This is a genomic window from Pseudomonas sp. 18.1.10, assembly GCF_024655625.1.
In the GTDB taxonomy this organism is placed as follows: domain Bacteria; phylum Pseudomonadota; class Gammaproteobacteria; order Pseudomonadales; family Pseudomonadaceae; genus Aquipseudomonas.
The window spans coordinates 1-11089 of the sequence record NZ_JANLGL010000181.1 but is presented as its reverse complement, the minus strand read 5'-3'; the positions used below and the strand labels follow the sequence as shown (position 1 = coordinate 11089).

Sequence of the window (11089 nt, the reverse complement as noted above, 5' to 3'; positions counted from 1 at the left end):
AGCGGTGGATCAGCCCACACATCTGTCACTGATAGACCGCATTCGCGGGCAAGCCCGCTCCCACAGGGGGATGGGGTGCTCAAATCAAATGGCGTTGTCCAGGCAGCACAACAAACGCTCGACCGTATGCGCCAGCGGCCCGGAGTTATCCAGCACAAACAACCCTGACACATTGCCGGCGATCAGCTCTGCGGTGAACTGCGCATTGCGCGCCAGGCGCGCCTCAATGTCCGCCAACGATTCACGCCCACGGGCAATCAAGCGCTGGTGCAACACCGCCTGATCCACCGTCAGCAACAACACCAACAAGTTCGGATAACGCGCGCGGGTCTGGGCCAGGTGCGCGCGGGAGCCGTTGAGCAGCACGTCGTCCCCGGCCGCCAGCCAGTCGTCGATTTCCCGCGGGATGCCATAACACAAGCCATTGGCCTGCCAGCTCAGGGCAAACGCGCCCTCGGCTTGCATCGCGGCAAACTGCGCCGGGCTCACGCCTTGCGCGGCCTCGCCCACCGCCTCTGCCGAGCGGGTGATGACGCGGCGCACAATGCGGCAACCACGCTCGGCCAAGCGCGGGCGCGCGGCGTCCAACAGGCTGTCCTTGCCCGAACCCGATGGCCCTATGAGATAGATCAACCTGCCTGCCATGCACACACCCTCTTTACCTGTTGCCGGTCAGCCCGCCGGCGGCGGCCACTTTACAGCAGCGCACCGGTGGGCAGCGCCATGGGGTGGAAATTTTCCAGCACCAGCCGCTCGCCGTTCGGCAGTTGCCAATCGTAGAAGTCCGAGAAGTCCCCACGCGCCAGACCACGGATCACCTTGGCCACAAAACCATGGGCCACCAGCAACACCGTGCCCGATGGATGGCGTGCCGCCAGTTCGGTCAAGCCTTGGTGTACACGGGCAACCACTTCGGCGATCGACTCACCGCCCGTGGGCCCAACCGCCCATTGCCGGGTGATGTTCTGCGCCCACAGCTGCGGATACTGCGCCTGGGCTTGCGCTTGGGTCAGGCCCTCGAATACGCCCACATCGCGTTCGCGGAAGCTGTCCATGGTCACGGGTTCAAGGCGCAACGCCTGGTTCAGGATCTGCGCGGTTTGCTGGGCGCGCAAGCGTGGGGAGACGATCAGTGCGTCGATGCTGGCGGGTAGTTTTTGGCTGAGGGATAAGGCTTGTTCGCGACCGCGCTCGGTCAGTTCCGGGTCGAGCGCGCCGAGGTAGCGGTGTTCGGCGTTGGCCCAGGTTTCGCCGTGGCGTACGACGTGTAGGTGCATGAGGTCCATCTCGCGGGTCTGTGGGTGAAGGAGATCCCTGTGGGAGCTGGCTTGCCTGCGATAGCGGTATTCCTGCAATGAATTCGGCGCCTGATACACCGCCATCGCGGGCAAGCCCGGCTCCCACAGTGGATCGTTATTGAACGGGAGAGAGTGTTTCAAAGGCATGAAAAAGGCGACCCAAAGGTCGCCTTTTGTCATTGCGCGTACTTTTTGCTGAGCCCCGGCGGCACACCCTGCACATTGGTCTCTTCCCACGGCCCGTTCGGGCTGATGGAGCGGCTCCAGCCGTTGCTCCAGCGGTAATACGTGCGCTGGCGGTAGAAGGTATCGGGCTGGTCTTCCAGCACGTAGACCTTCATGGCGCCATCCCAGTGGCTCGCCGCGCCCGGTGGAGGGGCGAAGGTCGGTGAAGAGGTTGGCACCGGTTTTTTCGGCGGCGCCGTCACCGGGGTGCTGGGCCTGGTGCTCGGCTGCGTCGCCGGGCCCGACGGCGGGATGGTCGGGCCGGTCGGCGCGGGAGGTGGCCGGTGGACCGCACAAGCACTCAAGCCCAATACCAGGCTGAGCAAGGTGATACGTGCGAATGCGGTCATGGGCGTTTCCTCGAAATTACTTATCCGGACTGTCGATGGTCAGCTGCTGCAGCGCAGTGGTGGTGCTGGCCAAGGGTTGGCTGCGGCCGATCCACTCGCCAGCGGTCGGAAGACCGGCCCGGGATATGCGCGCAACCAGTTGGACTTCGGCGAAGTTCGACAGTTTCAACTGCGGCATCATTGCGTCGGCATCGCCCAGCTCGACGGTGATCGGCAGTTCCGCGACGGTGACGCGCTTGGCCGCCAACGGTGCCGGCGGGCCGGACACGGCGCGGGCGAAGATGAACACGCTGTCGCCTGGCAGAGCCTTGGCTTTGACGTCCGGCGCCAGGTCCACGCGAACCTTGAGCAAGGCTTTTTGCGCGACGCTGCCACCGCTCTCTTTAAGCTTGTCGGCGGCGCGGTCGATGCCACCTTGCAGCGCGGCGCGGGAGCCATCTTCGGCGGGCAGTTGCGCCAGCAGGCGGCTCCAGTAGTCGATCGCTTCTTGGTAGCGCTGGCCTTCAAAGGCGGCGATACCCAGCAGGCCGAGGCTGGTGACTTCCTTGGGGTCCAGCTTCAGCGCTTCGTCGGTCAGCGCTTGAACCTTGGGTGACCACTGTTTGTTGTCGGCAAAGTACTGCGCCTGGGCCCACTGGCCGAGCAGTTCCGGCTGGCGCCCGGCCAGGGCCGCAGCGCGTTCGAAGACCTTGGCCGCGTCTGCCGCGCGGTCCTGGGCCATGTAGGCGCGACCGAGGAAGTACAAGCCTTCCGGCGAGTCCGGCTGGGCGATGGCGGCGCGTTCCAGGCGCTGGGTCATGTCTTCCATGGACACCGGCGGCTGGGAGAATTCGCGGGTCAGCTCAACCTTGTCGCTGGCGCCGAAATGCAGGTACAGGCTCACGCCCAACACCGGCACCAGGAACGCGGCGAGCAACGACAACGGTTTGCCCAGGCGCGATTCGCGGGGCTTTTCCACGCCTTCGGTGTCGGCCAGCAATTCACGCGCGGCTTCGGCGCGGCCGGTGTCGAGTTGGGCGGCGTTGAGCACGCCTTCGTCTTGCTGCACTTGCAGCTCGGCGACGCGTTCCTGATACAGCGCCACGTTCAGCGCGGTGCGATCCTCTTCGCGCTGGGCGCGGCGGCCGCGCAGGACAGGGATCAACAGGAAACTCAGGGCAATCAGAAGCAGCAAGCCGGCTGCGAGCCAGAAATCAATCATCAGTCTTGGTGTCCAGCAATTGGTCGAGGCGTTTACGCTCTTCGGGGGACAGCGCGTCGGAGCCGTCAGTCGGCGCGGCGCGGCGGCGGCGGATGATGACGGCCATCACCACCACACCGCTCAGCAGCAGCCCGGCAGGGCCGAACCAGAGCAGCGCGGTCTTGGCGGTGAGCGCCGGTTTGTAGCGCACGAAGTCACCGTAGCGGTCGACCATGAAGTCGATGATCTGCTGGTTGTCCTTGCCCTCCCCCAACATGCGGAAGATCTCGCGGCGCAGGTCGGTGGCGATGGGCGCGTTGGAGTCGGCGATGTCCTGGTTCTGGCACTTGGGGCAGCGCAGTTCCTTGGTCAAGTCGCGGAAACGCTCGCGCTCGGCGTCGTTGGCAAATTCGTAGGTGTCGATGGCGGCGTGGGCCACGCCGGCCAGGCCCAGCGCCAACACAGCGGCAGCTAACAGACGCTTCATGGCTTGGCCTCATCCACCAGCGCCTGGTACTTGGCGGCCAGTTGCTCACGCCACACCACCTCGTCGATCACGCCGACGTACTTGTCGCGGATCACGCCCTTGGCATCGATAAAGAAGGTTTCCGGGGCGCCGTACACGCCGAGGTTGAGGCCGAGGTTGCCGTCCTCATCGCGGATGTCCAGCTGGTATGGATTGTGGAACTCCGCCAGCCACTTCAAGGCGGCGGCGTTGTCGTCCTTGTAGTTGATGCCGTAGATCACCACGCCTTTCTCGGCCAGTTTGTTGAGCACCGGGTGTTCGACACGGCACGAGATGCACCAGGTGCCCCACACGTTGACCAACGCCGGTTTGCCCAGCAGGTCGGCCTGGGTCAGGGTTTTGTCGCCCTGCACGGTGGGCAGGCTGAACGCCGGGAACGGCTTGCCGATCATCGCCGACGGCAGCTCGGACGGGTCCAGGTAGAGGCCGCGATACAAGACCACCGCACCCAGCAGAAATACGATCAGGGGGATCGCCATCAACCAACGTTTCATACCGCCGCTCCCTGCATGCCGAGGGCTTCACGCACCCGGCTCTTGACCTTGACCCGATAACGCCGATCCAGCGCCGCCAGCAAACCACCAAAACCGGTGAGCAGGCCGCCGAACCAGATCCAGCGCACAAACGGCTTCACATGCACGCGCACCGCCCAGGCACCGTCGCCCAGGGGTTCACCGAGGGCCACATAGAGGTCGCGGGTGAAACCGGCGTCGATGCCGGCTTCGGTCATCATCGAACTCTGCACGGTGTACAGGCGTTTTTCCGGGTGCAGCACCGCCACTTCCTTGCCGTTGCGCACGACGCGCACGGTGCCTTTGTCTGACGTGAAGTTCGGCCCTTCGAAGTGCTTGGCGCCTTCAAAGATGAAGTGGTAACCGGCCAGGTCCATGGACTCGCCCGGCGCCAGGCGCAGGTCGCGCTCGGCGCTGTTCTGGCTGGACAGCACCACGCCAAGGGCGCACACGGCGATGCCGATGTGGGCGATCTGCATGCCCCAGTAGCTGCGGGTCAGGCTTGGCAAGCCCTTGAGCAAACCTTTGTGGCGAGTCTTGTCGAAGATGTCGCGCACGCCGGCCAGCAACACCCAGGCGGCGAGCAGGAAGGTGGCGAGTACGGCCCAGTTGAAGTCGCCATAGGCGAAACCGGCGATCACCGCCAGGGCCACGCTGCCGAGCAATACCGGGGCGAGCATGCCCAGCAGCCATTTCACCGGGGTGTCTTTCCAGCGCACCAGCACGCCAACGGCCATCACCACCATCAACAGGCCCATCAACGGGATAAACAGCGCGTTGAAATACGGCGGGCCGACGGACAGCTTGGCGCCGCTCAGCGCATCCAGCACCAACGGATACAGGGTGCCAAGCAGGATCATCGACGCGGCCACCACCAGCACCAGGTTGTTGCCCAGCAGCAGGGTTTCCCGCGACCACAGGTTGAAGCCGACCTGGCTCTTGACCACCGGCGCGCGCAGGGCGAACAGGGTCAGGGAACCACCCACCACAAACAGCAGGAAGATCAGGATGAAGATGCCCCGCGCCGGGTCGGACGCGAACGCATGCACCGAGGTCAACACGCCCGAACGCACGAGGAAAGTCCCGAGCAGGCTGAGGGAAAACGCCGCGATGGCCAGCAGCACGGTCCAGCTCTTGAACACGCCACGTTTTTCGGTGACGGCCAGCGAGTGAATCAACGCCGTGCCCACCAGCCACGGCATGAAGGACGCGTTTTCCACCGGGTCCCAGAACCACCAGCCGCCCCAGCCGAGTTCGTAATAGGCCCACCACGAACCGAGGGTGATACCGATGCCGAGGAAGGCCCAGGCGACAATGGTCCACGGCCGCGACCAGCGCGCCCACGCCGCATCCAGGCGCCCACCGAGCAAGGCGGCGATGGCGAAGGCGAAGGCCACCGAGAAACCCACGTAACCCATGTAGAGCATTGGCGGGTGCACGATCAGGCCGATGTCTTGCAGGAGCGGGTTGAGGTCGTGCCCGTTGGTCGGGATCTGCGGCAGGATGCGGCTGAACGGGTTGGAGGTCATGATAAGGAACAGCAGGAAGCCGATGCTAATCATGCCCATCACCGCCAGCACCCGGGCCAGCATGACTTGCGGCAGTTGGCGCGAGAACACCGACACGGCGAAGGTCCAGCCGCCGAGGATCAGCGCCCACAACAGCAACGAACCTTCGTGGGCACCCCACACGGCGCTGAACTTGTAGTACCAGGGCAAGGCGGTGTTGGAGTTGTTCGCCACATAGCTGACGGAAAAGTCGTCGGTCATAAAGGCGTAGGTCAGGCAACCAAACGCGAACAGCAGGAAGGCAAACTGGCCCCAGGCGGCCGGCTGCGCCAGGCTCATCCACAGGCGGTCACCGCGCCAGGCGCCGAGCAACGGCACCACGGCTTGCACGATGGCGAAGCACAGGGCGAGGATCATCGCCAACTGGCCGAGTTCGGGAATAAACAAAGCGGCGTTCATGACTCAACCCTCCTTGGCGGGGGTGGGGGCGGACTGGCCGCTGTCCTTGAGGGCTTTGGTCACCTCGGGCGGCATGTATTTTTCATCGTGCTTGGCCAGCACTTCATCGGCCACCACCACGCCGTCGGCGTTGAGCTTGCCCAGGGCGACGATGCCCTGGCCTTCGCGGAACAGGTCCGGGAGGATGCCGCGGTAGCTGATGGTCACGGACTTGCTGAAGTCGGTGACCACGAAGGTGACGTCGAGGGAATCGCCGGAGCGCTTCAAGGAGCCGGCCTCGACCATGCCGCCGGCGCGGATGCGCGTGTCCAGCGGGGCTTCGCCATTGGCGATCTGGGTCGGGGTGTAGAACAGGTTGATGTTCTGTTGCAGGGCGCTCAAGGCCAGGGCCACGGCAATGCCGACGCCGGCCAGGATGGCCAGGATAATCAACAGACGCTTTCTACGCAGCGGATTCACTTTTCGGTCTCCCGGCGCAGACGACGCGCCTCTTGTTGCAGGTAACGCTTGCGCGCCAGGATCGGCGCGGCGACGTTGAGGGCCAGCACTGCCAGGCAGATGCCATAGGCCGTCCACACGTACAGGCCGTGGTGGCCCATGGCGAGAAAATCACTGAACGAAGCAAAACTCATCCGCGCGCTCCCAGGCTGTGTTGCACTTCGGCCTTGACCCAACTGGCACGGGCTTCGCGCTTGAGCACTTCGAGGCGCATGCGCAGCAGCAGCACGGCGCCGAAGAAGCAGTAGAACCCCAGCACCATCAACAGCAGAGGTGCCCACATTTCCACGGGCATCGCCGGTTTTTCGGTGAGGGTGAAGGTGGCGCCCTGGTGCAGGGTGTTCCACCACTCCACCGAGTACTTGATGATCGGGATGTTGATTACGCCGACGATGGCCAGCACCGCGCAGGCCTTGGCGGCGCTGTCACGATTACTGATGGCGTTGCCCAAGGCAATCAGACCGAAGTACAGGAACAGCAGGATCAGCATGGACGTTAGTCGCGCATCCCACACCCACCACGAGCCCCAGGTCGGCTTGCCCCAGATCGCACCGGTGACCAGCGCCACGGCGGTCATCCACGCGCCGATGGGCGCGGCGCATTGCAGGGCGACGTCGGCCAGTTTCATCTTCCACACCAGGCCGACGATGCCGCACACGGCGAGCATCACATAGCAGGACTGGGCCAGCATCGCGGCGGGCACGTGGATATAGATGATGCGAAAGCTGTTGCCTTGCTGATAGTCCGGCGGCGCGAAGGCCAGGCCCCAGACCAGGCCGATGCCGATCAGCAGCACGGCGAAGAGGCTCAACCACGGCAGCAGTTTGCCACTGATGCCGTAGAACCATTTGGGCGAGCCGAGCTTGTGAAACCAGGTCCAGTTCATTGCTGTTTCCATCACGGTTGCTGCTTGTCGATGCAAGCAGCTTAGGGTCTTTACTGGCTAACGCTTAGCCAGACCTCATTATTCGCCGACGCTGATCTTCAGGCCGGCCGCTATCGCAAAAGGTGTCAGGGTTACCGCCAGGGCGGTCAGGCTGCCAAGCCACAAGAGGTAACCCGTCGCCGGCATGCCCATCAGCGCGGCTTGCAACGCACCGCTACCGAGGATCAACACCGGGATATACAAAGGCAGAATCAACAGGGCCAGCAACAGGCCGCCGCGCTTCAAACCCACGGTCAACGCGGCGCCCACCGCCCCCAGCAAGCTGAGGACCGGCGTACCGAGCAACAGGCTCAGCAGCAGGATCGGCAGGCATTCCGTGGGCAGGCCGAGCATCATCGCCAGCAGCGGCGAAAGCAAGACCAGCGCCAGGCCGGAAAACGCCCAGTGTGCCAGTACCTTGGCCAGGACCAGTAGTGGCAAGGGGTGCGACGAAAGGACCCACTGCTCCAGGGAACCGTCCTCGAAATCACTGCGAAACAGCCCGTCCAGCGAGAGCAGCACGGACAAAAGCGCCGCCACCCACACCAGTCCCGGCGACAAGGTTTGCAACAGTTTAGTCTCGGGACCGACCGCCAACGGGAACAAGGCGATGACGATGGCGAAGAACACCAGCGGGTTGGCCAGCTCGGCCGGGCGCCGACACAACAGCCGCGCTTCGCGGGCCACCAACAGGGCGAAGACACTCATGCTGACCACCGTCCCAGATCGAGGTCGCGGTAACCGGCGGGCATGCGCGCCAGGGTGTGGTGCGTGGTAAGGACGACCAGGCCGCCCTTCTCACAATGCTGGGCCAGGTGTGCTTCCAACTGGGCGACGCCCTGTTTGTCGAGGGCGGTGAAGGGTTCGTCGAGAATCCACAGCGGCGGGCCCGGCAGGTACAAGCGGGCCAGGGCCACGCGGCGCTGCTGGCCGGCGGATAGAGTGTGGCAAGGCACGTCTTCAAAACCCTTGAGGCCGACGGCGGCCAGGGCCTGCCAGATGGCGTCACGGGACGCAGGATGATGCAGGGCGCTGAGCCAGCTGAGGTTTTCTTCGGCGGTGAGCACGTCCTTGATCCCGGCGGCGTGGCCGATCCAGATCAGGTTGCGGGCAAGCGTGGTGCGTTGTTCGTGGAGGGGCTTGCCGTTGAGTCGCACCTCTCCGGCCGTGGGTTGCATCAACCCGGCCAGCAGGCGCAGCAAACTGGTCTTGCCGCTGCCGTTGGGTCCGCTGATTTGCACCATGTCGCCGCCCGTCAGCCGCAGTTCGAGGTGCTCGAACAGCAGGCGCAGGTCGCGTTCACAGGAGAGCGCTACGGCTTCTAGAAGAGGGCTGGTCAAAAGATCGCGGGCCTTTACGGTTCAAGTCGGCGGTGCAGCGGCCGTTAAAGAGAAGTGCACAATAACGGCTTCGGCGACCGATTTTAGAGAGCTGGATCAAATAGTTGTGAGGTTTTTAGCGCTCTCTTTGCAGACGGGCCGCATTATACATGCGATGCCCTACTCTAAAGAGGGCAATTTCCTTCAAGACGGCGCGCGCGATGACCGGTGAGATCAACCTTCCTACGCTTCCACCTGCTACGGCAACCGGGCCCAGCCCTGCGCCGGCCACCGGTGAATTGCTGAAACTGCTGGAACCGCAGATTGGCTTGATCGCCCCGGGAAAAACCGTGAATGCCGAGGTCATCGCCCTGAAACAAGGCGGTGAAGCCTTTCAACTGCTGCTCAAGTTGACCCTGGAAAGCGGGCGCCAGACCCTGGTGCAAGCCAGCAGTGCGCAGCCCTTGCCCCTGGGCAGCAATGTCGCGGTGAGCCAGACCCCCGCCGGCAACCTGACCCTCAGCCTGCAACAAGCCTTGAGCGCCAATGTGGCCGCCCTGACCCGTATCGACACCAGCAAAATACCCGAAGGCACGCTGTTGCAAGCCAAGGTGCTGACCACCCAGATGCTGCCCCAGGGCACAGCGCAACCGGCGATCTACCGCTCGCTGGTGACCGTGCTCAACAACGCCCTGGCCGGTGCCACGCTGACCCTGGAAAGCCCGCAGCCGCTGCGGGTCGGCAGCTTGCTCAGCGCCGTGGTGCAGAACGCGCAGACCTTGAATTTCGTGCCGCTGAGCGGGCTCAAGGATCAACTGGCGATCACCCAGCAACTGGCCACCCAACAAAGCCGCCAAGGCTCGCTGGATGCGGTCTTCACCGCCTTGCAGAACCTGCCACGGGGCGCCGGCACCTCCGCCGAACTGCGCGCCGCCGCCGACCGCCTGCTGGCCGCCCTGCCCGACCTGGCTCAGGTCAGCAACCCGAAAATCCTCGCCCAGGTGATCCAGAACAGCGGCGCCTTTCTGGAGGCCAAGCTACTCGCCGGGCAAAACCCACAGATCCCGCCGCTGGACATGAAAGGTGCCCTGCTGCGCCTGGTCGCCGACCTGCTGCCGGCCCTGCCCACCAGCACCAATCTGAATGCGATCCTGGCCGCCAACACCCTGGCCCAGGTGCTGCCCAACTTCGTGCGCAGCCCGCTGAACACCCTCGGCCAGGTCAGCGCCCGCCAGGCCCCCGTGGGCTTCCCGCTGCCCGAGCGGCTGATGGCCAAACTGGAAGGCGAAGGCGACCTGGAAAACCTCCTGCGCCTGGCCGCCGGGGCCATCTCGCGCTTGCAGAGCCATCAGCTGTCGAGCCTGGAACAGACCGGCACCACCGCCGATGGCCGCCTGCAAACCACCTGGCAGCTGGAAATCCCCCTGCGCACCCTGCAAGACATCGTGCCGTTGCAGGTCAAGTTCCAGCGCGAAGAACCGGCGCCGGACAAGGACCAGCCAGAACGCAAGGACAAGAAAGACCCCAAGCAGATGCTCTGGCGCGTCGAACTGGCCTTCGACATGGAGCCGCTGGGGCCGTTGCAAGTTCAGGCGCAATTGAACCAGGGCAAGCTGTCGAGCCAGCTGTGGGCCAGCCGGCCCTTCACCGCGAGCCTGATCGAAAGCCACCTGGGCAACCTGCGCGAGCGGCTGGTGACCTCGGGCATCAACGTCGGCGACCTCGACTGCCATCTCGGCACCCCGCCACGCGGACCAAAAACCGGACTGGAACAACGCTGGGTGGATGAAACCGCATGAAGAACCCCAACCCGCCGCGCCAGGCGATTGCCCTCAAGTACGACGGCCAGCAAGCGCCAACCCTGACGGCCAAGGGCGACGATGCATTGGCCGAGGCGATCCTCAAGCTGGCGCGGGAGAATGAAGTACCGATCTATGAAAATGCCGAACTGGTGAAGCTGCTGGCGCGCATGGAGCTGGGGGACAGCATCCCGGAGGAGTTGTACCGCACGGTGGCGGAAATTATTGCGTTTGCCTGGACATTGAAGGGCAAGTTCCCGGTGGGGTATGACCCGGAGGCGGGGCCGGTGGAGCGGGATGTTACCGAGCGTGGTGATGACTACTGAGAGGCATACAGGGATTCAAATGTGGCAGTGAGCTTATGTGGGAGCGGGCTTGCTCGCGAATGCGGTGGGTCAGTTGATGCATGTGCTAGCTGATACACCGCATTCGCGAGCAAGCTGAACTGGCCTAATGATTTTGGACACTTCAATCGGGCGCTATGATAGCG

General features: G+C 64.1%; 14 protein-coding genes. 2 read left to right on the top strand and 12 right to left on the bottom strand.

Features of this window, described 5'->3' with window-relative positions; genetic code table 11:
* Positions 1-84: 84 nt before the first annotated feature.
* From phnN to ccmA, 12 genes are all read right to left on the bottom strand, one after another.
* Positions 85-645, bottom strand: a complete 561-nt coding sequence (gene phnN / locus NUV89_RS23245) for a phosphonate metabolism protein/1,5-bisphosphokinase (PRPP-forming) PhnN (RefSeq protein ID WP_257783161.1) — start codon at positions 643-645, stop codon at positions 85-87.
* Positions 646-695: 50 nt separating this feature from the next.
* Entirely contained in the window at positions 696-1445 is a 750-nt protein-coding gene (locus NUV89_RS23240; protein WP_257783160.1) for a histidine phosphatase family protein, read from the bottom strand.
* A 29-nt stretch (positions 1446-1474) separates the two neighbouring features.
* Positions 1475-1873 carry a hypothetical protein gene (locus NUV89_RS23235; protein ID WP_257783159.1) on the bottom strand — a complete coding sequence of 133 codons (399 nt, stop codon included), beginning with the start codon at positions 1871-1873 and terminating at the stop codon, positions 1475-1477.
* A 16-nt stretch (positions 1874-1889) separates the two neighbouring features.
* Positions 1890-3074: a c-type cytochrome biogenesis protein CcmI gene (gene ccmI / locus NUV89_RS23230; protein WP_257783158.1), complete on the bottom strand. Its 1185-nt coding sequence runs from the start codon at positions 3072-3074 to the stop codon at positions 1890-1892.
* The gene (locus tag NUV89_RS23225; RefSeq protein WP_207041440.1) at positions 3067-3540 is read right to left on the bottom strand and encodes a cytochrome c-type biogenesis protein; all 474 of its coding nucleotides are present in this window, start codon (positions 3538-3540) and stop codon (positions 3067-3069) included. The genes ccmI and NUV89_RS23225 overlap by 8 nt, the downstream gene beginning before the upstream one ends.
* Positions 3537-4073 carry a DsbE family thiol:disulfide interchange protein gene (locus tag NUV89_RS23220; RefSeq protein ID WP_017734371.1) on the bottom strand — a complete coding sequence of 179 codons (537 nt, stop codon included), beginning with the start codon at positions 4071-4073 and terminating at the stop codon, positions 3537-3539. The genes NUV89_RS23225 and NUV89_RS23220 overlap by 4 nt, the downstream gene beginning before the upstream one ends.
* Complete coding sequence (locus tag NUV89_RS23215; protein ID WP_257783157.1) at positions 4070-6058, bottom strand: heme lyase CcmF/NrfE family subunit; 1989 nt, start codon at positions 6056-6058, stop codon at positions 4070-4072. Before NUV89_RS23215 ends, NUV89_RS23220 begins: the two co-directional genes overlap by 4 nt.
* Positions 6059-6061: 3 nt before the next feature.
* A complete protein-coding gene (gene ccmE / locus NUV89_RS23210; RefSeq protein WP_026136470.1) occupies positions 6062-6517 on the bottom strand; it encodes a cytochrome c maturation protein CcmE in 456 nt (151 codons plus the stop codon).
* Complete coding sequence (ccmD, locus tag NUV89_RS23205) at positions 6514-6690, bottom strand: heme exporter protein CcmD (RefSeq protein ID WP_003172771.1); 177 nt, start codon at positions 6688-6690, stop codon at positions 6514-6516. The genes ccmE and ccmD overlap by 4 nt, the downstream gene beginning before the upstream one ends.
* Positions 6687-7442, bottom strand: a complete 756-nt coding sequence (locus tag NUV89_RS23200) for a heme ABC transporter permease (protein ID WP_017734374.1) — start codon at positions 7440-7442, stop codon at positions 6687-6689. Before NUV89_RS23200 ends, ccmD begins: the two co-directional genes overlap by 4 nt.
* A gap of 78 nt (positions 7443-7520) precedes the next feature.
* Positions 7521-8189, bottom strand: a complete 669-nt coding sequence (ccmB, locus tag NUV89_RS23195) for a heme exporter protein CcmB (RefSeq protein WP_017734375.1) — start codon at positions 8187-8189, stop codon at positions 7521-7523.
* Positions 8186-8821, bottom strand: a complete 636-nt coding sequence (ccmA, locus tag NUV89_RS23190) for a cytochrome c biogenesis heme-transporting ATPase CcmA (RefSeq protein WP_257783156.1) — start codon at positions 8819-8821, stop codon at positions 8186-8188. The genes ccmB and ccmA overlap by 4 nt, the downstream gene beginning before the upstream one ends.
* 200 nt (positions 8822-9021) lie before the next feature.
* Here ccmA and NUV89_RS23185 point away from each other — a divergent pair, with 200 nt between their 5' ends.
* Positions 9022-10599, top strand: coding sequence for a flagellar hook-length control protein FliK (locus tag NUV89_RS23185; protein WP_257783155.1), 1578 nt, complete (start codon positions 9022-9024; stop codon positions 10597-10599).
* Positions 10596-10925, top strand: a complete 330-nt coding sequence (locus NUV89_RS23180) for an EscU/YscU/HrcU family type III secretion system export apparatus switch protein (RefSeq protein ID WP_257783154.1) — start codon at positions 10596-10598, stop codon at positions 10923-10925. The genes NUV89_RS23185 and NUV89_RS23180 overlap by 4 nt, the downstream gene beginning before the upstream one ends.
* Positions 10926-11089: the final 164 nt, after the last annotated feature.

What these genes read in the sequence shown, in the direction of transcription:
- phnN (WP_257783161.1), bottom strand. Translation starts at nt 645, where the DNA reads ATGGCAGGCAGGTTGATCTATCTCATAGGGCCATCGGGTTCGGGCAAG.
- NUV89_RS23240 (WP_257783160.1), bottom strand. Translation starts at nt 1,445, where the DNA reads ATGCCTTTGAAACACTCTCTCCCGTTCAATAACGATCCACTGTGGGAG.
- NUV89_RS23235 (WP_257783159.1), bottom strand. Translation starts at nt 1,873, where the DNA reads ATGACCGCATTCGCACGTATCACCTTGCTCAGCCTGGTATTGGGCTTG.
- ccmI (WP_257783158.1), bottom strand. Translation starts at nt 3,074, where the DNA reads ATGATTGATTTCTGGCTCGCAGCCGGCTTGCTGCTTCTGATTGCCCTG.
- NUV89_RS23225 (WP_207041440.1), bottom strand. Translation starts at nt 3,540, where the DNA reads ATGAAGCGTCTGTTAGCTGCCGCTGTGTTGGCGCTGGGCCTGGCCGGC.
- NUV89_RS23220 (WP_017734371.1), bottom strand. Translation starts at nt 4,073, where the DNA reads ATGAAACGTTGGTTGATGGCGATCCCCCTGATCGTATTTCTGCTGGGT.
- NUV89_RS23215 (WP_257783157.1), bottom strand. Translation starts at nt 6,058, where the DNA reads ATGAACGCCGCTTTGTTTATTCCCGAACTCGGCCAGTTGGCGATGATC.
- ccmD (WP_003172771.1), bottom strand. Translation starts at nt 6,690, where the DNA reads ATGAGTTTTGCTTCGTTCAGTGATTTTCTCGCCATGGGCCACCACGGC.
- NUV89_RS23200 (WP_017734374.1), bottom strand. Translation starts at nt 7,442, where the DNA reads ATGAACTGGACCTGGTTTCACAAGCTCGGCTCGCCCAAATGGTTCTAC.
- ccmB (WP_017734375.1), bottom strand. Translation starts at nt 8,189, where the DNA reads ATGAGTGTCTTCGCCCTGTTGGTGGCCCGCGAAGCGCGGCTGTTGTGT.
- NUV89_RS23185 (WP_257783155.1), top strand. Translation starts at nt 9,022, where the DNA reads ATGACCGGTGAGATCAACCTTCCTACGCTTCCACCTGCTACGGCAACC.
- NUV89_RS23180 (WP_257783154.1), top strand. Translation starts at nt 10,596, where the DNA reads ATGAAGAACCCCAACCCGCCGCGCCAGGCGATTGCCCTCAAGTACGAC.